Annotated in this window: 16 protein-coding genes; 9 read left to right on the top strand and 7 right to left on the bottom strand. The window is 74.2% G+C overall.

Features of this window, described 5'->3' with window-relative positions:
- Positions 1 to 29: 29 nt before the first annotated feature.
- Positions 30 to 1,064: a rod shape-determining protein gene (locus AMPC_RS12265; protein ID WP_318654297.1), complete on the top strand. Its 1,035-nt coding sequence runs from the start codon at positions 30 to 32 to the stop codon at positions 1,062 to 1,064.
- A 270-nt stretch (positions 1,065 to 1,334) separates the two neighbouring features.
- Positions 1,335 to 3,065 (top strand): cytochrome b/b6 domain-containing protein, encoded by a 1,731-nt coding sequence (locus AMPC_RS12260; protein ID WP_248341222.1) that lies wholly within the window; start codon positions 1,335 to 1,337, stop codon positions 3,063 to 3,065.
- 58 nt (positions 3,066 to 3,123) lie between these two features.
- Here the strand turns inward: AMPC_RS12260 and AMPC_RS12255 are convergent, their stop codons facing one another.
- Positions 3,124 to 3,927, bottom strand: coding sequence for a hypothetical protein (locus tag AMPC_RS12255; RefSeq protein WP_248341221.1), 804 nt, complete (start codon positions 3,925 to 3,927; stop codon positions 3,124 to 3,126).
- Between the two features lie 26 nt (positions 3,928 to 3,953).
- Here AMPC_RS12255 and AMPC_RS12250 point away from each other — a divergent pair, with 26 nt between their 5' ends.
- The 4 genes from AMPC_RS12250 (at position 3,954) to AMPC_RS12235 (ending at position 8,465) form a co-directional block, all read left to right on the top strand.
- Complete coding sequence (locus AMPC_RS12250) at positions 3,954 to 5,450, top strand: sensor histidine kinase (protein ID WP_248341219.1); 1,497 nt, start codon at positions 3,954 to 3,956, stop codon at positions 5,448 to 5,450.
- 9 nt (positions 5,451 to 5,459) lie between these two features.
- Entirely contained in the window at positions 5,460 to 5,705 is a 246-nt protein-coding gene (locus AMPC_RS12245; RefSeq protein WP_248341203.1) for a hypothetical protein, read from the top strand.
- On the top strand, positions 5,702 to 7,066 hold the full coding sequence (locus AMPC_RS12240; RefSeq protein ID WP_248341201.1) for a sigma-54-dependent transcriptional regulator: 1,365 nt from the start codon (positions 5,702 to 5,704) through the stop codon (positions 7,064 to 7,066). The genes AMPC_RS12245 and AMPC_RS12240 overlap by 4 nt, the downstream gene beginning before the upstream one ends.
- A 94-nt stretch (positions 7,067 to 7,160) precedes the next feature.
- A complete protein-coding gene (locus tag AMPC_RS12235; protein ID WP_248341199.1) occupies positions 7,161 to 8,465 on the top strand; it encodes a glycosyltransferase family protein in 1,305 nt (434 codons plus the stop codon).
- Between the two features lie 59 nt (positions 8,466 to 8,524).
- Here AMPC_RS12235 and AMPC_RS12230 read toward each other — a convergent pair whose 3' ends face one another.
- The 4 genes from AMPC_RS12230 to recA form a co-directional block, all read right to left on the bottom strand.
- Entirely contained in the window at positions 8,525 to 9,853 is a 1,329-nt protein-coding gene (locus AMPC_RS12230) for a transcription antitermination factor NusB (protein WP_248341197.1), read from the bottom strand.
- Positions 9,854 to 9,872: 19 nt separating this feature from the next.
- On the bottom strand, positions 9,873 to 10,802 hold the full coding sequence (gene fmt / locus AMPC_RS12225; RefSeq protein ID WP_248341195.1) for a methionyl-tRNA formyltransferase: 930 nt from the start codon (positions 10,800 to 10,802) through the stop codon (positions 9,873 to 9,875).
- 43 nt (positions 10,803 to 10,845) lie between these two features.
- Entirely contained in the window at positions 10,846 to 12,192 is a 1,347-nt protein-coding gene (locus AMPC_RS20505) for an LETM1 domain-containing protein (RefSeq protein ID WP_263009621.1), read from the bottom strand.
- Between the two features lie 99 nt (positions 12,193 to 12,291).
- Positions 12,292 to 13,380: a recombinase RecA gene (gene recA, locus AMPC_RS12215; protein ID WP_248341181.1), complete on the bottom strand. Its 1,089-nt coding sequence runs from the start codon at positions 13,378 to 13,380 to the stop codon at positions 12,292 to 12,294.
- A gap of 284 nt (positions 13,381 to 13,664) precedes the next feature.
- Here recA and AMPC_RS12210 point away from each other — a divergent pair, with 284 nt between their 5' ends.
- Positions 13,665 to 14,528, top strand: a complete 864-nt coding sequence (locus AMPC_RS12210; protein WP_248341163.1) for a hypothetical protein — start codon at positions 13,665 to 13,667, stop codon at positions 14,526 to 14,528.
- A gap of 197 nt (positions 14,529 to 14,725) precedes the next feature.
- Here AMPC_RS12210 and thpR read toward each other — a convergent pair whose 3' ends face one another.
- Positions 14,726 to 15,313: an RNA 2',3'-cyclic phosphodiesterase gene (gene thpR, locus AMPC_RS12205; protein ID WP_248341156.1), complete on the bottom strand. Its 588-nt coding sequence runs from the start codon at positions 15,311 to 15,313 to the stop codon at positions 14,726 to 14,728.
- 194 nt (positions 15,314 to 15,507) lie between these two features.
- Complete coding sequence (gene glmS, locus AMPC_RS12200) at positions 15,508 to 17,340, bottom strand: glutamine--fructose-6-phosphate transaminase (isomerizing) (protein ID WP_248341140.1); 1,833 nt, start codon at positions 17,338 to 17,340, stop codon at positions 15,508 to 15,510.
- A gap of 443 nt (positions 17,341 to 17,783) precedes the next feature.
- On the opposite strand from glmS, the gene AMPC_RS12195 reads away from it, so the two are divergent.
- Positions 17,784 to 18,278 (top strand): hypothetical protein, encoded by a 495-nt coding sequence (locus tag AMPC_RS12195; protein ID WP_248341117.1) that lies wholly within the window; start codon positions 17,784 to 17,786, stop codon positions 18,276 to 18,278.
- Between the two features lie 253 nt (positions 18,279 to 18,531).
- Entirely contained in the window at positions 18,532 to 20,190 is a 1,659-nt protein-coding gene (locus AMPC_RS12190) for a tetratricopeptide repeat protein (RefSeq protein WP_248341115.1), read from the top strand.
- Positions 20,191 to 20,355: the final 165 nt, after the last annotated feature.

Here is a 20,355-nt window from a genome sequence, read left to right as displayed (position 1 = left end):
CCCCCCTTGCTATAGTCCCGGACCTCGCCGTGCTCGACTGGCTCCACAACATCATGTCCCGCGATCTCGCGATCGATCTCGGGACCGCCAACACCCTCATCTACATTCGCGGGGTGGGCATCGTCTCGAACGAGCCCTCCGTGGTCGCCGTGCAGAACGAGTCGCGCGGGGGCCGCAAGGTGCTCGCGGTCGGCAAGGAGGCGAAGGAGATGCTCGGGCGCACCCCGGGCAACATCGTCGCCATCCGGCCGATGAAGGACGGCGTCATCGCCGACTTCGAGATCACGGCGGCGATGCTCAAGTACTTCATCCAGTCCGCCCACAACCGGAAGTCGTTCGTGAAGCCGCGCATCATCATCGGCATCCCGAGCGGCATCACCGAGGTGGAGAAGCGGGCGGTGCGCGAGGCGGCGGAGTCGGCCGGCGCGCGCGAGGTCTACCTGATCGAGCAGCCCATGGCCGCGGCCATCGGCGCGGGCCTCCCCATCACCGAGCCGTCCGGCAACATGATCGTGGACATCGGCGGCGGCACGTCCGACGTCGCGGTGATCTCGCTCGGCGGCATCGTCTACAGCCGCTCGGTGCGCGTCGCCGGCGACAAGATGGACGAGGCGATCATCCAGCACATCAAGCGCAAGTACAACCTCCTCATCGGCGAGCGCACCGCCGAGCTCATCAAGATGGGCATCGGCACCGCCTATCCGTCCGAGGAGGAGCTCTCGATGGACATCAAGGGGCGCGACCTCGTCGCCGGCGTGCCCCGCACCCTCACCGTCACCTCGCCGGAGATCCGCGAGGCGCTCTCCGAGCCCATCAACGGGATCGTCGAGGCGGTGAAGGTCACCCTCGAGCGCACGCCGCCCGAGCTCGCCGGCGACATCGCCGACCGCGGCATCGTCCTCGCCGGCGGCGGCGCGCTGCTCAAGAACCTCGACACCCTGCTCCGGGAGGAGACCGGGCTGCCCGTCTTCCTGGCAGAGGATCCGCTCTCCGCGGTGGTGATCGGCGCCGGCAAGGCGCTCGAGGAGCTCGACATCCTCCGCCAGGTGGCGGCGCACACCTAGCATCCCTGTCGCATCCCCGCGCACATCCGCATCCTCCCCCGAAAGCGGACGACCGACCGGTCGTCCGCTTTCTGCTTTCCGGACGCACAGTTGGGTCGTCAGGGGCCTGACGCGCAACCTTAACCGGTCTGGTTGCCGGGACGCAGGTTTTGCGGTCGCAGTAAATTGACGTAGGGCAAAGTGGTTCGAAACCCGGGGAGTTGAAGCCACTTTTCTCCGCCAACGGCCACGGGGTTGCGGGCACAACCGTTGCACACGGCCCACCCCGAAATGCGTCCTACGCTCATCGCCATCGTCCTCTGTCTCTCCGCCGCGGCCGCCCCCGCCCGCGCCGGCGAGGCGAAGAAGTCCGACAACCAGCTCTCCGCCGACGCCCAGGCCTGCCTCGGCTGCCACGCGGAGGCGCAGGGCACCGACAAGCCGGCCATCGACGCCAAGGCGTTCCTCGGCTCGGTCCACGCCGGCATCGCCGACTGCACCGACTGCCACCAGGGCTACAAGCCCGACGGCATGCACTCCGAGGGGCTGCCGCAGCTCACCGGCCCCGACGCCGACCGCGTCGCCAAGCTCGCCGCCGCCCGCCGTCCGGGCGAGCCGAAGCCGACCGGCGAGCGTGGCCCGGGCGAGCCGGTCACGGTCTCGCCGCGCGCCTTCGTCGCCTGCGGCAACTGCCACTCCGAGGTGGCCGACCAGTACTGGGGCTCGGTCCACGCGAAGTCGATCCTCGAGCCGGGCAAGGTGGCGGGCGCGACCTGCGTCTCCTGCCACGGCGCCATCCACGCGGTGCAGCCGCTCGTCGCCAAGGACGCGAAGGGCCACCGCCCGCAGGGCGACGCCAGCATGCGCGCCCTGGCGACGCGCTGCGAGAAGTGCCACGCCAACGAGGAGTACGCGAAGGCGGCCGGCCTGAACCCCGAGGTGGGCGTCACCTACCGCGACTCGATCCACGGCCGCCAGGTGGCGGTCGGCAACCCGCGCGCGCCGAACTGCTCGGACTGCCACGGCGGCCACGGCATCCTCGCCAAGGCCGACCCGGCCTCCACGGTGGCCGGCCACAACCGCGCCCTCACCTGCGGCAAGTGCCACCCCGGCGCGAACGACACCTTCGCCTCGGTCATCGCCCACCGCGAGCTGCAGGAGGACCCGCGGAGCCCGATCCCGCACTACGTCCACCTCGCCTTCTCCTGGCTCACCACCCTGACGCTGCTCTTCTTCGGCTTCCACGTGCTCATCGACTTCCTCTGGGAGATCCGCCGCCGCCTCTCCCGCAAGGCGGGGCACCACGTCGAGCCGGAGCTGGCCGAGAAGACGGTGAAGCGCTTCGACATCCACCAGCGCATCCAGCACTGGCTGTTGCTCTCGGGCTGCATCCTGCTCGGGCTCACCGGCTGGCCGCTCCGCGGCGCCGGCTACCTCGAGAAGCCGGAGGCGCTCGAGTCGTCGCGCAAGGCGCTGGCGCTCTTCGGCGGCGCGCACGCGGCCGGCCTGTGGCACCGCTTCGCGGCCGTGCTGCTCATCGTGTCGGGCGTCTACCACGTCCTCTACCTGGCGTTCCTCGCCCAGAAGCGCGCGCTCCCCTTCAGCATGCTGCCGATGCCGAAGGACGCGCTCGACATCCGCGACAACATCCTCCACATGCTCGGCCTGAAGAAGGAGCGCCCCAGGTTCGAGCGCTTCAATTACATGGAGAAGTTCGACTACTGGGCCGTGTTCTGGGGCTGCGCGATGATGATCGGCACCGGGTTCATCTTCTGGTTCCCGGTGACGTTCGCGAAGTTCCTGCCGCACTGGGCCCTGTCGGTGGCGCAGATCATCCACGGCGAGGAGGCGACGCTCGCGATCCTCTTCCTCTTCGTGGTGCACTTCTACAACGTGCACCTGCGCCCCTCGATCTTCCCCATGAACTGGACCTGGCTCACCGGTGAGACCACGCTCGAGTTCATGAAGGACGAGCACCCGCTCGAGTACGAGAAGGCCGAGGAGAAGAAGGAGCTGCCGTAGGAAGGCAGCGCACCTCGAGGCTGCTCACGGCGGCGGGCTCCGGCCCGCCGCCTTTTCTTTAGCCCCGCTTCGCCTTCCACAGGTGCGGCTCGTGGCACTCCACGCAGCGGCGCCCGCGCGCCCGGGCGTGGACCGGCGCCTTCGCGACGTCCTTGTGGCAGGAGGTGCACGCCACGAGCGCCTCTTCCTTGGTCTTGGCGTGCGGCTTGTGACAAGCTCCGCAGGCGAACTGCATCGGCGCCTGGTCGGAGAAGCGGGACGGCAGGACCCCCTCGGCGCTGTGGCAGCGCAGGCAGTCGCGGCGGGTGGGCTTGAGGCCCGGGTCCTGGGAGAGGAAGTCGTGGCAGGCGAAGCAGTGGAGCTGCTGCATCCCGGACACGCTCACCGCGTGCTGCCCGTGGCACGCGCGGCAGCTCGCCTGCACCGGCTCGAACCCGTGCACGCTCGCGGCGTGGCAGCGGACGCAGGCGATCCGCTGCTGGTCCACGTGGATCCTGTGGCCGCGCGAGCCGCCCACCTGCGGCCAGCGCGGGTCGTGCGAGAGGTGGCAGGCGGCGCAGGCGCCCACCTCCACCTCGCCGTGCCCGCCCTTGCCGCCGGGCCGGGTCCCGGCGAGGAAGCCGCGCAGCATGGCGACCTGCTGCTCCTGCGTGTTGTGGTGGCAGCGCTGGCAGGCCACCATCCGGTGGCTGCCGCGGTTCCAGAGCGCGAACTCGGGGCTGGCCCGGTGGCAGTAGGCGCAGAGCCGCGGGTCCTCCTCCATGAACCGCTTCATGCGGACGGCGCCGGCCACGGCGGCCGCGGCGAGCACCACCGCCACGCTCGCCGCCGCGTACAGGATCCGTCGCCGCCGCTCGCCCATTCCGCCTCCCGTGACGAGGTGTTCCCGTGATCACGCTCCGGGTCAAGCTCTTCGCCCTCATCGCGGGCATCACCATCTTCTCGACCACCGGCGTGACCGCGGTGGCCCTCTGGCGGGACCTGCAGCGCTCGCAGGAGCTGCTCGCCCGCGAGGGCGCCGCCCTGGCCGCCAGTGTGGCACCGGCGGCCACGCGATGGGTGAACCCCGACGGGGCCGCGCCCGCCGGCCGGGCCGCCCTCGCGCTGCTCGTCAACCAGCTCGTGACCGGCGCGCCGGTGGCGCGCGCCTGGGTGGTGGACCGCTTCGGCAAGGTGCTCGCCTGCGCCGATCCGTCGGGGAAGGGGTGCCCCGAGGGCGCCCCGACCGTCTTCACCCCGGCGCAGAGCCCGCTCGAGGTGGTGACGCGGCTGGTCGAGCCGGAGGGGATCGTCGCCGGCGCGCCCATCCTGCGCGACGGCCAGCTCGTCGGCGCGGTGCGGGTCGAGTTCGAGCACGAGCAGGTGCTCGGGAGCGCCTGGCGGCTCGCCTGGACCGCCTCGGCGCTGGCGGCGGTCTGGATCTTCCTCGGCCACGTGCTCGCGGTGGTCCTGCTCCGCACCATCACCCGGCCGCTCACCGAGGTGAGCGAGGCCTCCGAGGCGCTGGCGCGCGACGAGGCGGGCCGGCAGCTCGAGGTGCCGCAGGAGCGCGAGCTCGCCGAGGTGGTGAAGGCCTTCAACGCCATGTCGCAGCGGCTCGCCGAGCGGCGGGTCGAGAACGAGCGGCTCATCGAGGGGCTGGAGGCGCGCGTCGCCCAGAAGACCCGGGACGTGCTGCGGGCCGACCGGCTCGCCACCCTGGGCGGCATCGCCGCCGGGTTCGCGCACGAGCTCGGCAACTCGCTCAACGTGATCCGCGGCTTCACCGCGGTGGCGCTGCGCGAGCTCCCGGACGAGCACCCGAACCGGCCCGACCTCGAGGCGGTGCGGCGCGAGACCCAGCGCGCGGCCGGGCTCCTCGAGCGGTTCCTGGTCTTCGCCCGCTCGCGCGACGCGGTCACGCAGCCGCAGTCGATCGAGCCCGTGCTGCGGGAGGCGGTCGAGGTGGTCGGCCCGGCGGCGGCGCAGGCGCGGGTCGCGACCTCGGTGGAGGTGGCCCCGGACCTGCCCGAGGTGAACGCCGACGCCGACATGCTCCGCCAGGCCTTCCTGAACCTGTGCGTCAACGCGCTCCAGGCCATGCCCGAGGGCGGGGCGCTCCGGGCGAGCGCCCGCGCCGAGGGGGGCGAGGTGCTGGTCGAGGTCCGCGACTCGGGCCCGGGGATCCCGCCCGAGGTGGCGGCGCACGTCTTCGAGCCCTTCTACACGACCAAGGCGAGCGGGACCGGGCTCGGCCTCGCCATCGTCCGCCAGGCCGCCGAGACCCACGGGGGCGCGGTGGAGGTGGAGAGCCCGCCGGGCGGCGGGGCCCTGTTCCGGATGCGGCTGCCGGTCGCCGGGGCCGCCGCCGGGGCCGGGGGTGGGGCCCGGGCCGCCCCGGTGTAGACTCCAGGGATGGCCGCTCCCGCAGCGCCCGACGTCCTCGGCGACGCCATGAAGGTGATGCTCCCGGTGTCGCTGCTGCTCGTCGCCGGCATCTTCTACGCGGTGTACCGGATCGTCTCCTGGATGGACCGGAAGGGCCTGCTCCCCGGCCAGGCGGAGGAGCGCGCGGCGGCGGAGAAGAAGGCGGAGCGGGAGGCGGCGGAGCGGCGGGCGCGCGAGGCGGGCCGGCGAGACGGCGAGGGAGGCGAGCGGTGAAGCCCAACGTGATGGTCATCGACGACCTCGACTCGGCGCGCCAGATGGTGAAGCGCACGCTGTCGCGCAGCTACGACGTCTACGACTTCGCCTCGGTGGCCGAGGCGCTGCCGGCGGTGGAGCGGGCCGCCTTCGACGTGATCGTCACCGACCTGCGGATGCCCGGGATCGACGGGCTCGAGGGGCTGAAGCGGTTCAAGCAGAAGACGCCCGAGATCCCGGTCGTGATCATGACCGCCTTCGCCACCGTGGAGACCGCCGTGGCGGCGATGAAGGCGGGCGCCTTCGACTACCTCAAGAAGCCCTTCGACCCGGAGGAGCTGGAGCTGCTGGTGGAGCGGGCGGTGGAGCACGCGCGGCTCCGGCGCGAGAACGCCCAGCTCAAGACCGCGCTCGCGGGCGGCTACCAACTGCACGGGATCGTGGGGAGGTCGCCGGCCATGCGCGACGTGGCGGCGCTGCTCGAGCGCGTGGCCCCGTCCGACGTGCCCATCCTCGTCGAGGGCGAGAGCGGCACCGGCAAGGACCTCGTCGCGCGGGCCGCGCACGCCATGAGCCGGCGCGCCGCCGGGCCGTACCTGGCGCTCAACATGAGCGCGATCCCCGAGACGCTCGCCGAGTCGGAGCTCTTCGGCCACGAGAAGGGGGCGTTCTCCGGCGCCGACGTGGCGCGCGAGGGGTTCTTCGCCGAGGCGGAGGGCGGCACGCTCTTCCTCGACGAGATCGGGACCCTGCCGCTGACGGTGCAGGCGAAGCTCCTGCGGGTGCTCCAGGACGGCGACTACATCCCGGTCGGCTCCCGCAAGCCGCGCAAGGCGAACGTGCGCGTGATCGCGGCCACCAACGAGCAGCTGCGCAAGGCGGTGGACGCCGGGCGCTTCCGCGAGGACCTCTACTTCCGCCTGCGGGTGGTGCCGCTCCGGCTGCCGCCCCTGCGCGAGCGGCGCGAGGACGTCCCGCTCCTCGTCGAGCACCTCGTGAAGAAGCACGCCCTGCGCCTCGGCCGGCCGCCGCTCGCGCCCGACGCCGAGGCGATGCGGGCGCTCCTCGACCACCCCTGGCCCGGCAACATCCGCGAGCTCGAGCACGCCATCGAGCGGGCGCTCCTGCTGGCGCGCGGCGACGCGATCACGCTCGCCGACCTGCCGCCGGAGCTCACCCCGCCGGAGCCGGCCGACGCCGCCGAGGGCGGCCGGTACAAGCGGGCGCGCGAGGCCTGGGAGCGGCGCTGGTTCGAGGACCTCCTGCGCGAGGCGGGCGGCTCGGTCGGGAAGGCGGCCGAGCTCGCCGGGCTGCACCGGAGCACGCTCTACGAGAAGCTCGCGAAGATGGGGCTCGTCTCGGGAGAGAAGAAGGAGTGAGGGCGCCGCGGCCGCGGCGGCGGTAAGCACACGTTTAACGTGCGCGCCCTTCGTGGGTTCAGCCGGTCGAGGGATCGCCTCTCCCGGAGCCCACGTGAAGATCCTGATCGCGAACCACCACCTCGCGGAGCGCGCCGGCTCCGAGCTCTACACGAAGGAGCTCGCGACGGCGCTCTCGCGGCGCGGGCACGAGGTCGCCGCCTTCACCTTCGTCCCGGGCGCGATCGCCGACGAGCTCCGCGCGGCCGGCGTGCCGGTGCTCACGCCCGCGGACGGCGAGGCGGTGGAGGCCTTCGCGCCCGAGGTGGTGCACGTCCAGCACGTCCCCTGCCTGTGCTTCCTGGCGGGGCTGCGGCTCGACGCGGCGGCGATCTTCTCCTCGCTCGGGCCCCGGCCGGCGCTCGAGGCGGCGCCGCCGCTCTGGGAGGGCGTGTCGCTCGGCCTCGCGGTCTCGGAGGAGGTGCGCGACGGGCTCGCGGCCACGCCGTTCGGCCGCGCGGTCCCGCTCCGGATCGCCCGCAACTGGTTCGACGACCACGGGCTGGTCCGGCCGGCCGCGCCCCGGCCCCGCCCGGTGCGCGAGCTGCTCGTGGTGACGAACCACCTCGCCCCGGCCCTCGGGGCGGCGCTCGACCGGATCGCGGCGGCGCGCCCCGGCTTCCGCTGGACGCACTGGGGGCTGCCGGCCGCCTCGATGCCCATCGACCCGGCGCGCCTCGCCGCCTTCGACGCGGTGATCACCATCGGCCGCACCGCGCTGCTCGCGGGCGCGCTCGGGGTGCCCTGCCTGCTCCTCGACGTCCACGGCTGCGACGGCTGGCTCGAGGCGGGGCGGCTCGACGCGCTCGCGGCCCGCAACTTCTCGGGCCGGCTCGAGGGCCGGCGGCCCTCGGACGCGGAGCTCGAGGCGCTCCTCTTCGAGGCCTGCCCGGCGCTCGACCTCTCGGCGGTGGCCGAGGCCTGCTGGTCCCGCTTCCGGCTGGGCCGCCGCTGCGAGGAGCTGGAGGCGCTCTACGCCGAGGCCCGGCGCGCCGGCCCGCGGCTGGGCGCGCGGAGCCGCGCCGTCTTCGGGCGGCTCGGCGAGGCGCTCCGCGACGGCTACGCGGCGGCGCGCCACGAGGACGGGGCGCGGCGCGGGCGCGCGCTCGAGGAGGCCCGGGCCCGGCTCGCCGGCGCCGAGGAGGACGCGCACCGGCTCCAGCAGATCCTCGACCGCGTGAGCGCGGCGCTCGCGGAGGCGGAGACCCGGGCCGCCGCGGCCGAGCGGCGGCGCGCCGAGGCGCAGGCGCGGCTCGACGCCCTGGCCCGCTCGGTGGCGGTGCGGCTCGTCCGCGCCGGCAAGCGGATCCCCGGCGTCCACCGGGCCTACCTGGCCGCGAAGGAGCTCCTGGCCGGCTGAGGCGCCGGTGAAGGGACCGCTCGCCTCGCCGGGCGGGAGGGCCGCCTCGCCGGCACCGCTCAGCGGGCCGCGAGCCGCGCCGCGTAGAAGCCGTCGCAGTCGTGGCGGCTGGGCAGGGTGAGGAGGTCGCCCTCGGCGGTGAGCGCGTCGGCCGGGAAGCCGGCGGGCGGCGGCAGCCGCGAGAAGCCGAGGTCCACGAGCGCCTGCACCAGCGCGGGCCCCTCCGCCCGCGAGAGCGAGCAGATGGCGTAGGTGAACGGCGCGCCCGGCCTGGCGTAGCGGAGCGCGTTGGCGGCGATGGCGCGCTGCAGCCCGGCGGCGCGGGCGAGGTCCTCGGCGGTCCGGCGGAGCTTCAGCTCGGGGTGGCGGCGGAGCGTGCCCAGCCCCGCGCATGGCGCGTCGCAGAGGACGGCGTCGAAGCTCGCGGGCGCGAGGCCGGGCAGGGGCTGCGAGGCGTCGGCGCAGATCACCTTCACCTGGCGGTAGCCGCGGCGCGCCGCCTCGTCGCGGAGCTGGTCGGCCTTGCGCGGGTGGAGCTCCACCGCGACCACCTCGCCGTGCGGCCCCACCAGCTCGGCGAGGTGGAAGGTCTTCCCCCCGGGCGCGGCGCAGGCGTCGAGCACGCGCGCCCCGGTGCTGCCGGCGAGGTGGCCGGCCGCGTAGAGCCCGGCGAGCTGCGCCCCCTCGTCCTGCACCTGGAACGGCACGCCCTGGGCCGCGCGCGCCAGCGCCCGCACCGGCGCGCCGGACAGGATGGCGCCGTGCGGCGAGCGGGCCGCGGGCCGCGCCGCGAGCCCCGCCGCGCGCGCCTTCTCGAGGAGCTCGTCGCGCCGCGGGCTGCGGACGCAGAGCGGCGCCGGCTGGTTCATGGCGCGGGCGAGCGCCAGCGCCTCCTCCGCGCCGAGCCAGGCCACCCACTCCTCGGCGACGAAGCGCGGCAGCGACTCGGCGACGGCCACGTGGCCGGCCGGATCGTCCCCGAGCGGCGGCGGCTCCGGGAGCCTGGGGGCGCGGGAGAGGGCGCGCAGCACCGCGTTCACGAAGCCGGCGGCGCGGCCGGCGTCCACCGCCTTCACGAGCCCCACCGTCTCGCCCACGGCGGCGTGCGCCGCGGTGCCGAGGAAGAGGAGCTGGTAGGCGCCGAGCCGGAGCGCCACCCGCGCGGCGGGATCGAGGGTCCCGATGGCGCGGCGCGAGTGCGGGGCGAGGGCCGCGTCCAGGGTGAGGGCCCGGCGGAGCGTGCCGTAGGTGAGCTCGGTGGCGAGCCCGGCCTCGCGCGGGTCGATGGCGCCGGCGGCCTCGAGCGCGGCGTCGAGGGCGCGGGAGGCGAAGGCGCCCCCCTCCTCGACGCGGCGCAGGACCTCGAAGGCGATCCGGCGCGCGCTCATGGGGTTGCCCGGAGCCCTCTCACCCGAGCACCGTGCCGGCGGGCACCGGCTGGCCCTTGAGGAAGTCGGCGGCCGACATGCGCTTGCGCCCCTCGAGCTGCAGCTCGGTTACCAGGATGGCGGTGCCTCCGCCGCAGGCCACGAAGAGCCCGCTCGACATCGCCTGCGCGGTGCCGGGGCGCATCACCGGGTCGCCGTGGGTGGCGCGCGCGGCGTGGACCTTGAGCGTCTTGCCGCCGAGCGTGGTGTAGGCGCCGGGCCAGGGCGTGAAGCCGCGGAGCCGGCACACGAGCTTCTCGGCCGGGAGCTGGAAGTCGAGCCGCCCGTGCTCCTTCTGGATGATGGGCGCGAGCGTCGCTTGGGTATGATCCTGAGGGGCCGGCACGATGCGCCCCTCGGCGAGCAGCCCGAGCGCCTCGACCAGCGCCGCGCCCCCGAGCCGCGAGAGCCGCTCGGAGAGGGTCTCGGCGGTGTCGGCCGGCTCGATGGGGAGGACCCGCTGCAGGAGCACGTCGCCCGTGTCGAGCCCCTCGTCCATCTGCATGATGCTGACGCCGGTCTCGCGGTCGCCCTCGGCGAGCGACCACTGGATGGGCGCGGCGCCGCGGAGCCGCGGGAGCAGCGAGGCGTGCACGTTCACGGCGCCGTGCGGCGCGAGCTCGAGGAGATCCTTCCCGAGGATGCGGCCGTAGGCGACCACCACGAGCACGTCGGGCGCGAGGGCCCCGAGGGCGGCGGCGAGCTGGCCGTCGCGGACCTTCTCAGGCTGCAGCACCGGGACGCCGCGGGCCTCGGCCCAGACCTTGGTGGCGGGGGCGCGCAGCTCCTGGCCGCGGCCGGCGGGGCGGTCGGGCTGCGCCACCACGCAGGCGAGCTCGTGGCCGGCGGCGGCGAGCGCCTCGAGGGCGGCAACGGCGAACGGAGGGGTGCCGAGGAAGGCGATCTTCAACGGAGGCGCTCCAGGGGAGGGGGTCTCTTGAGATGAAAGGCGCTCAGGCCTTCTCGCGCGCCCGCGCCGACTTGCGCCCGGGCTTCCCCTCGCGCGACCAAGCGGAGGGGAGCACGTCGAACGGCAGGAGCTTCGCGAGGAGCGGCAGGAGCAGCATGCCGCCCGGGGCGGCGAAGATGGCGAGCGCCGGCACGGCCTTGGCGAGGTCGATGAGGATCACCTTCACCCGCCGCTTCTCGTCGGCGGTGAGCGGCGTGCCGGCGGCGGCCTTGGCGACGAGCCCGCTCACCGAGCCGGTCTCCTTGAGCTCGGCCACGACCGCGTCGAGGTTGTCGGAGACGGCCTGCGAGACCTTCTCCAGCATCTCGTCGGCGGCGTCCTCCCAGTCGGCGGGGGAGAGGTCGTCGCCGTCGCCGCTCGGCTGGAACAGGTGGCGGTAGTCGGCGTGGACGATGGCGGCGCGCGCGCGCAGCTCCACCAGCTCCTCGGGCTGGATCCCGGCGGCGGCGGCGAGCGCCTCGAGCCAGGCGGCGCGCTCCGGCGAGGCGCCGGCGGCCACCTCGGCGAGGGCGAGGTGCTCGACGAAGGTCTGGGCGGCGACCGGCAGCACGACGCGGGCGAGCTGGGCGGGGGAGCGCGGCGTGGAGACGCGCTCGAGGAGCTCCTTCTCGTCGAGCTTCTGGAGGCCGAGCCGGGTCACCTGCCGGCGCCAGGTGCGCCGCCGGGCCGCGTCGAGCGGCGCGCCCGCGGTGAACATGCCGGCGAGCATCTCGGCGAGGAGCGCGAGCTCGCGGCTCGCCGCCAGGAGCTGGCGCCGGGCGGCCTCCTTCTCGAGGTGCCCGCGCGCGTAGTAGCCGATGGCGAGCCGCGCCAGGAGCCGGCGCTGCACCGAGAGCACGCAGGGGTAGAGCGGCAGGCCGTCCACCGGATCGCCGGCGGGGTAGGTGCGCTTCTTCAGGATCACGCCGGCGCGCGCCAGCCCCCGGCGCACCGGCCCCTCGTCCGGCTCGTCGATCTCCCCGGGGTCGGCGTCGAGCGCGCCGGCCACGTCGCCGCAGGCCGCGGCGAAGAAGGTGGCGATCTCGGCGCGCCGCTTGCCCGGCTCGAAGGTGCCGGCCTGCAGGAGCGCGAGGTCGAGGACGAGGTCGATGTGCCCCCGGATCGGCGAGAGGAACGCCTCGTCGGGGCGGCCGCCCTCCGGCGGGTCGATGCGCTGCCGCACCGAGCGGAGCACCACCAGCCGGGCCCGCGCCTCGAGGTCGGGCCCGTCGGCGTCCTGGAGGCGCAGCTCGGGCGGGAGCCGCAGGCGCGCCTGGGCCGGGTCGTAGCCGGCGAGCTCCGCCTCCACGAGCGCGGAGAGCCAGTTCTTCTTGGAGAGGTCGATGCTCACGGAAGCGGGGTTTCGGGCAGGCGTGAAGGCGGGCCATGCTAGCGCACCCGCGCCTCCGGGACCACGGCGGCGAGCGCCGCCGTGGGGGCGCGTCGGCGGCTACCCGGCCCGCTTGGCTCCCTTGCGCTGGGCCGGGGAGGCCTCCTCCTCCTCGGCGGGCGCGGCGGCCGGCACCGGGGCCGGGCCGCGGCGGATGCCGAACTTCTCGAAGAGCTGCCCCTCGACCTGCTGCAGCACCTCCGGGTGCTCGCGCAGGAAGGTCTTGGACTGCTCGCGCCCCTGGCCGATCCGCTCGCCGGCGAAGCTGTACCAGGCGCCGCTCTTCTCCACGATGTTCTCGTTGGAGGCGAGGTCGAGGAGGTCGCCCTCGCGGCTGATGCCCTGGCCGTACATGATGTCGAACTCCACCTCCTTGAAGGGAGGCGCGACCTTGTTCTTCACCACCTTGACGCGGGTGCGGTTGCCGATGACCGACTCGCCGTCCTTGATGGCGCCGATGCGGCGGATGTCGAGCCGCTGCGAGGCGTAGAACTTGAGCGCGTTGCCGCCGGTGGTGGTCTCCGGGTTGCCGAACATCACGCCGATCTTCATGCGGATCTGGTTGATGAAGATGACGATGGTGGACGACTTGGAGATGGTGCCGGTGAGCTTGCGGAGGGCCTGGCTCATGAGCCGGGCCTGCACGCCCATGTGGGCGTCGCCCATCTCGCCCTCGAGCTCGGCGCGGGGCACGAGGGCCGCCACCGAGTCCACCACGAGGACGTCCACCGCGCCGGAGCGGACCAGCGTCTCGGTGATCTCGAGCGCCTGCTCACCCGTGTCGGGCTGGGAGATGAGGAGGTCGTCGGTGCGGACGCCCAGCTTGCGGGCGTAGCCCACGTCGAGGGCGTGCTCGGCGTCGACGAAGGCGGCGATGCCGCCCTTCTTCTGGGCCTCGGCCACCACGTGGAGGGCGAGGGTGGTCTTGCCGGAGGACTCCGGCCCGTAGATCTCGATGATCCGTCCCCTGGGGAAGCCGCCGACGCCGAGGGCGATGTCGAGCGACACCGACCCGGAGGAGATGGCCTGCACGTCCTTCACGAGCGCGTCCTCGTTGCCGAGGCGCATGATCGAGCCCTTGCCGAAGGCCTTCTCGATGGACGAGACGGCCAGCTCGATCGCCTTCTCCTTCTCCGGTGCCACGGGCATGTCGGTCTTCTCCTTTGCGGGGCGGGGCGCCGCCCCGTTCTCAGCGTGGGGGTGCTTCTAACAGCGGGCTCTGACAACCACACCGATACTGAACGAAAGGTCAGGTGTCAATCAACTGGACGCCTGTCTCCCCGCCGAGCCGGCGACTCGAGACCAGCGAATGCAAAATGGAGTTCCCCCCAAGGTAGCTCACCCGTTCACGGGGCGTGCGAGCGAGCCCCCGCACGGTAGACTGCGCGTCACGGCGGGGGGTCTCGCCGCGAATTCCAAAGGGAGGAACACACATGAAGCGGATTGCGATGGTGGTCGCCGTCGCCGCGCTCGCGGCGTGCGGAAGCTCGAGCAGCAGCACTCCTGCTACCAACGACGGCTCCGCCGCGAAGGCGGCCACGTTCAACTACGACACGGGCCAGGCGGCGAGCCCCACCCAGACGGCCGTGGTGGACAGCGCCATGTCGGGCCTCGCGGCGCTCCGCTCCGGCGGCGTCGCCACCGCGCCCGGCGACACCGGGGAGATCACCACCGGCCTGCTCGGCTCGACCGGCATCGACTTCAGCCTGCCGGTGAACGCGTCGCAGACCGCCGCGCTGCAGAAGGTCGGCCAGGCGCTCACGACCTCCGGCTCCACCTACGGCTTCAACGACGACAGCTGCGTGCAGGTCGCGAGCGACCAGAGCTCCGTCAAGTTCACCAACTGCACCGTGACCATCACCAACGCAAGCACCAACACCAACCTCACCGGCACGGTCAACGGCTCCTTCGTGCTGACCGCCGCGACCGACACGCTCACGTGGACCCTCACCGTCAACGTGAAGGGCAACGACGAGAACCTCACCGGCATCGACATCACCTACTCGCGCGCCGGGAACCTGACCGTGACCGCCAGCACCGTGAAGGGCGACTTCGGTCAGGGGCTCTACGGCGGCCTGACCCACAACGGGACGGCGTACACCTTCAGCGTCGGCGAGTCGGTCATCATCGACCTCACCTACGCGAACGGCTGCGTGACCTCGGGCACGCTCGAGGCGAAGCGCGTCTGGGCGACGCGGCCGGTCGGCGCGGACGCGTCCAAGCTCGACCTCACCGACAAGGCCGTGAAGATCACCTGGACGGGCTGCGGCCAGGCCAACATCCAGTACTCCAAGTAGCGCGTCGGCCATATCGGCCGGTCGAAGGCGGCGTCGCGAGCCCTCTCGCGGCGCCGCCGCTGTTTTCAGCGAGGAATTCCCGCCCGTGCTGAACCGGCGGCCAGCGTAAGCGGACGCTTTTCTTGATCCGAGGCACGCCCGCGCCGCCCAGGTGTTCAGGCGTAGGTCGAGGTGGCGCCAGTACGCGCGGGCGGACCCTACCCGCCGGGGCCGAGCCGCGCCCGGAGCAGCGGCTCGTAGCGGGCGCCGCCCGGCGACAGGTGGGAGCGGAAGAGCGTGACCTCCTCGGCGCGCCACGGCGCGCTCGACGGCGGGGGCGCGCGCGAGAGGAGCGGCGCGAGGCCGCGGGCGCCGCGCGGATCGCGGGCCCGGCCCAGCGTGAGGTGCGGCGAGAAGCGGCGCTCCTCGGGAGGGTAGCCGAGCGGCGCGAGCCCGGCCCCGAGCGCGGCCACGAGCCCGCGGAGCGGCTCGACCTCGCCGGCGACGCCGGCCCAGAGCACGCGCGGGCGCGACGGCGAGGGGAAGGCGCCGGCCCCGGCGAGCCGCAGCGTCGCGGGAGCGGCCTGCGCGGCCGCGGCGGCGACCGCCGCCTCCACCTCGCCGCGCCGCTCCTCCGGCACCGCGCCGAGGAACTGCAGCGTGAGGTGGACGGAGTCGGGGTCCACCCACCTCACGTCGGCCGCCTGCGCGCCGGCCTCGCGCCGCAGCGCGGCCTGGAAGGCGCGGAGGTCCTCGCGCACCGGCGCGGGGAGGTCGAGGGCGACGAAGAGGCGGAGCGACGACATCCCGGATCCTCCTGGCCGCCCCTCCCCGACCCTCCCCGCGCGGTGGGGAGGGAGCGCCGCGCAACGTTCCTCTCGCGGGGAGTGGCGGGCCGCTTCCCCCTCCCGCGGAGCGGGAGTGCAACGCAGCTTCCCTCTCCCGCGGAGCGGGGGAGGGCGAGGGAGAGGTGAGACGCGTGGCCCCCGCCCCGGCGCCCCTACTCCACCGTGACGCTCTTCGCGAGGTTGCGCGGCTGGTCCACGTCGGTGCCCTTGAGGTCGGCCACGTGGTACGCGAGGAACTGGAGCGGCAGGATGGAGAGCAGCGGGGCGAGGAGCGGCGGCGCCTCGGGCACGGTGAGCGCCACCTGCGCCAGGCTCGCCGCGTGGACGTCGCCCTCGGAGACCACCGCGTACACCTGCCCGCCCCGGGCGCGGACCTCCTCCATGTTGCCGAGCGTCTTCTCGTAGGCCGGCTCGCGCGTGGCGAGGACGATCACCGGGAGGTTCTCGTCCACGAGCGCGATGGGGCCGTGCTTCATCTCGCCGGCGGCGTAGCCCTCGGCGTGGATGTACGAGATCTCCTTCAGCTTGAGCGCCCCCTCCAGCGCCACCGGGTACTGGCTGCCGCGCCCGAGGAAGAGGACGTCGCGCGCCTGCGCGCAGCGCTTCGCGACCGGCAGCACCGCCGGCTCCTGCCGGACCACCTGCTCCATCCAGGCGGGGAGCTGGCGGAGCGCGGAGAGGTGCGAGCGCGCCGCCTCCATCGAGAGCGTGCCGCGCAGCCGGCCCAGCTTGACCGCGAGGAGGAAGAGGCAGGCGAGCTGCGTGGTGAAGGCCTTGGTGGAGGCGACGCCGATCTCCGGCCCGGCGCGCGTGTAGAGCGTGCCCGAGCACTCGCGCGGGATCGCCGAGCCGACCACGTTGCAGATCGAGACGGCCCGCGCGCCGCGCCGCTTCGCCTCCTTCACCGCCGCGAGCGTGTCGGCCGTCTCGCCCGACTGCGAGATGGCGAGGCAGAGCGTGCGCTCGTCCACGATGGGGTCGCGGTAGCGGAACTCGGAGGCGAGCTCCACCTCCACCGGCAGCCGCGCCAGGGTCTCCATCATGTACCGGCCGCAGAGCCCGGCGTGCCAGCTCGTGCCGCAGGCCACGATGACCAGCCGCGAGATCCGCTGCGCCTCGTCGGCGGAGAGCTCGAGCCCGTCGAGCGCGACGTCCCCCTCCTCGAGCAGCGTGCGGCCGCGGACGGTGTCCACGAGCGCGCGCGGCTGCTCGTGGATCTCCTTGTGCATGAAGTGCTTGTGGCCCTCCTTCTCGGCGGCCACCGCGCTCCACTCGATGCGCCGCGGCGGCCGGTCGAGCGGCACGCCGTCGCGGTCCTCGAGGGAGATGCCCTGGGCGGTCAGGTGCGCGAGCTCGCCCTCCTCGAGGTAGACCACGTCGCGGGTGTGCTCGAGGATCGCCGGCACGTCGGAGGCGAGGAAGCTCTCGCCCTGGCCGAAGCCGACCACGAGCGGGCTCGCGTTCTTGGCGGCCACGATCTCGTTCGGGAAGCGGTCGGAGATGACGGCGACGGCGTAGGTGCCCTGGATCTGCGAGAGCGCCGTCCGGACCGCCTGCACGAGGTTCCGCTTCCCGTCCTCGAGCGCCTCGGCGATGAGGTGGGCGAAGATCTCGGTGTCGGTCTCGGAGGCGAACTGGTGCCCGCGCCCCTGGAGCGACGACCGGAGCGCGAGGTGGTTCTCGATGATGCCGTTGTGCACCACCGCCACGCCGCCGTACCGGTGCGGGTGGGCGTTCTCGTCGGAGGGGCGCCCGTGGGTCGCCCAGCGGGTGTGGCCGATGCCGGTGGTCCCGTGGAGCGGCCTCTCCTTCAGCACCCCGACCAGGTTCGCGAGCTTCCCCTTCGAGCGCGCCACCTCGAGCCCCGACGCCCCCACCACCGCCACGCCGGCCGAGTCGTAGCCCCGGTACTCGAGCTTCTTCAGCCCCGAGACCACGAGGTCCACGCACTGTCGCGGCCCCACGTACCCAACGATTCCGCACATGCCGGAAACTTATAGCAGGGGTCCCGGAGAAGAACGACCCGGGGTGTGGTAGGCGGCCGCGCCGCCCGGAACGCGAAAACCCCACGCGCGCCGGGCGCTTGCCCGGCATTCTGCAAGTGGCGCCCGGCGAGCCCCGCCCCCGCGCCCCGATCGCGCCGCGCGCTTGACCCTCGGTCCGGTGACGCCGCGTCACGGCAAGTCCCGGGCGACCTCGCGCGCTTTACCCGGGGTGTCGCTTCACAGAGGTGGGAGGTACCCGCGAGGCGGGGTGGACCCGAAACGCGAAACCGGCGGGTACCCGGCCATTCCTGCCCGGCGGCGCGAAACGGCTGGGGCGGCGAGGACCCGCCACGCGGCGCCGGCCGCATCGCTCAACCTGCCGCCAACACCGGGAAATCCACGCGGCGCGGCGCTTGGCGCGCGGCTCGCTCTGGCGGAGGGGCATGAGGTCTGCCCGCGTCCCGGTCGCCATCGCCGCCTTCGTCTGGTTCGCCGCCGCCGCGGCCGACACCGCCGTGGAGCCGGCGCCCGCGGCGGAGCCCGCGCGCTGCTCGCTCCTCGTCGCGGGGCGCGAGGCGGCCGCGGCCGACGACTGCCTCGTCTGCCACGAGCTGCACCGCACGCACCCGGTGGACTTCCCGTACCCGTACCCGGCGTTCTCGCGCAGCCCGTCGCTCCGCACCCCCGACGAGGCGGTGCGTCGCGGCGTCTTCCTGCCCGACGGGATGATCCGCTGCGGCACCTGCCACGACGGCGCCTCGCCCTACCGGTACCGGCTCGCCATCCCGCCGGGAGCGCAGGTCGCCCCGGCCGTGAAGGTCGGTCCCGTCACCGCGGCGTCGTCGCGCCGGGCGACGCGCGCGACCGCGCCGGCCCCGGCCTCGGGTGACGTGACCCCCACGCCGCTCTGCCTGAGCTGCCATGCCTATGATGGGTGAGCGCCGCACCGACCTCGCCCCATCCCTCGAACCGGGGACGCGCCGAGGGTTGTCTTTCCTGAATTGTTCCGTCAGTTTGATACGGAACTGGTAGCGTCGGATTCGCGCCGGCTTCGGAGGCTGGCGCAGCGCCGGAAGCAGTGAGTGGCTCCTCCAGGCCGCACTGGTTCCGGCGCACTTTTTTTCTCGCCCTTCCGGGCCGCCGGGGCCGCGGCTTGACTCGGCCGGTGGGTGGTCGCGGAGAATGCGGCGCGTGGGCGTCGCCGGCGCGAGCGAAGATCCCCGGGGCTCGGGGCGCGGCGCGCTGGCGCTGCTCGGCGTCGCCCTGCTCGGCGCGGCCGCCTACGCCAACACATTCCAGGTCCCGTTCGTCGCCGACGACCTCTCGTCGATCGTGGACAACGGGCTCGTCCGCGACCTCGCGAGCTACCTGCCGGGCGGCGGCGGCTACGCGGCGGCGCGCCACCGGTACGTGACGTACCTCACCTTCGCGCTCAACTACCGGCTCGGCGGGCTCGAGGTGGCCGGCTACCACCTGGTGAACCTCCTCGTGCACCTCGCCAACGCGGCGCTCCTCTTCGCGCTGGTGCGGGGGCTCTTCCTCGCGCCGCGGCTCGCGCGCTCGGCGCTCGCGCCCCGGCGCGACGCGGTGGCGCTCCTCGCCGCCGCGCTCTTCGTCGCCCACCCGCTCCAGACGGGCGCGGTCACCTACGTCGTCCAGCGCCTCGCCTCGCTCGCCACGCTCTTCTACCTGCTCGCGGCGGCGCTCTACCTCTCGTGGCGCCTGCGCCGGGAGGCGGGCCTCGCCGCGCCGGGTCGCTACCTCGGCGCGCTCCTCGCGACGCTCGTGGCGATGAAGACGAAGGAGATCGCCTTCACGCTGCCGCTCGCGCTCCTGCTCCTCGAGGCGAGCTTCTTCGGCCGCCCCGGGCGGCGGGCGTGGCTCGGGCTCGCGCCGTTCCTCCTCACCCTGGCGGTGATCCCGCTGACCCTGCTCGCCCCGGCGGGCGGCGCGGGGCTCGCGGGCGCGGAGGCGGCGGTCCGCGCCGGCGCCTGGTCCCGGCACGACTACCTCGTCACCCAGGTCGCGGTGGTCGGGACGTACCTGCGGCTCCTCGTGCTGCCGGTGGGGCAGAACCTCGACCACGACTACCCGCTCCAGACGACCCTCTTCGCCCCCGCGCTGGCCGGGCCGGTCGCCGCCATCGCCGGGCTGCTCGGGCTCGCCGCCGCGCTCTACCGGCGCACCGGCCCGCGCGCGGCGCGCGGCCTCGATCCGGCCTGGCGGCTCGTGGGCTTCGGGATCCTCTGGTTCTTCCTCGCGCTCGCGGTCGAGTCGAGCGTGGTGCCCATCGACGACCTGATCTTCGAGCACCGCGTCTACCTGCCGAGCGCGGGCCTGCTCGCCGGCGCCGCCGCCGCGGCCGTCCTCGGGGTCTCGCGGCTGCGGCCCGCGTGGCGCCGGGCCGGCGCGGCGGCGCTCGTCGCGGTGGTGCTCGCGCTCGCGACCGCCACCTTCCTGCGCAACCGCACCTGGTCGAGCGCCGTCTCGCTCTGGACCGACGCCGCGGCGAAGTCGCCGGCGAAGGCGCGGGCGCGGCTCAACCTCGGCAAGGCGCTCGTCGAGGCGGGGCGCCCCGGCGACGCGCTGCCGGAGTACGCCGCCGCGCTCCGGCTCGACCCCGGCTCCCCGGACCTGCGCAACGACCTCGGGGTCGCGCTCCTCCAGCTCGGCCGCTACGACGAGGCGATCGCGCAGCTCCGGCTCGCGGTGCAGCTCGCGCCGGACTACGCCGACGCCCACACGAACCTCGGCATGGCCTACGCGCGCAAGGGGCTCCTCCGCGAGGCGACCGAGGAGATGCGGCGCGGCATGCAGCTCCAGCCCGGCGCCGCGCCGGCCGCGCCCTAGTGCCAGTGCCTCTCACTTGGCCACTTCCGGCGTGCCTCTCTGTCAGGGGGCGGGTCGCGCGCGTACTGCGACCCGGGCGCCGGCCAGTCGGCCGGGGCCAGTCCGCCTCTCGACCGATGGCCCCGTCCAGCGAGCGGCGTTCGGGCCGAGACGACGAGGGGGGGC

The organism is Anaeromyxobacter paludicola, from assembly GCF_023169965.1.
Classification (GTDB): Bacteria; Myxococcota; Myxococcia; order Myxococcales; family Anaeromyxobacteraceae; genus Anaeromyxobacter_B; species Anaeromyxobacter_B paludicola.
The sequence above is the reverse complement of the archived record's forward strand: the minus strand, read 5'-3'. Positions and strand labels throughout refer to the sequence as shown.

Bases quoted from the DNA above. Each gene is read 5' to 3' on its own strand.
- AMPC_RS12260 (WP_248341222.1), top strand. From the start codon at position 1,335: ATGCGTCCTACGCTCATCGCCATCGTCCTCTGTCTCTCCGCCGCGGCC.
- AMPC_RS12255 (WP_248341221.1), bottom strand. From the start codon at position 3,927: ATGGGCGAGCGGCGGCGACGGATCCTGTACGCGGCGGCGAGCGTGGCG.
- AMPC_RS12245 (WP_248341203.1), top strand. From the start codon at position 5,460: ATGGCCGCTCCCGCAGCGCCCGACGTCCTCGGCGACGCCATGAAGGTG.
- AMPC_RS12230 (WP_248341197.1), bottom strand. From the start codon at position 9,853: ATGAGCGCGCGCCGGATCGCCTTCGAGGTCCTGCGCCGCGTCGAGGAG.
- recA (WP_248341181.1), bottom strand. From the start codon at position 13,380: ATGCCCGTGGCACCGGAGAAGGAGAAGGCGATCGAGCTGGCCGTCTCG.
- AMPC_RS12210 (WP_248341163.1), top strand. From the start codon at position 13,665: ATGAAGCGGATTGCGATGGTGGTCGCCGTCGCCGCGCTCGCGGCGTGC.
- thpR (WP_248341156.1), bottom strand. From the start codon at position 15,313: ATGTCGTCGCTCCGCCTCTTCGTCGCCCTCGACCTCCCCGCGCCGGTG.
- glmS (WP_248341140.1), bottom strand. From the start codon at position 17,340: ATGTGCGGAATCGTTGGGTACGTGGGGCCGCGACAGTGCGTGGACCTC.
- AMPC_RS12195 (WP_248341117.1), top strand. From the start codon at position 17,784: ATGAGGTCTGCCCGCGTCCCGGTCGCCATCGCCGCCTTCGTCTGGTTC.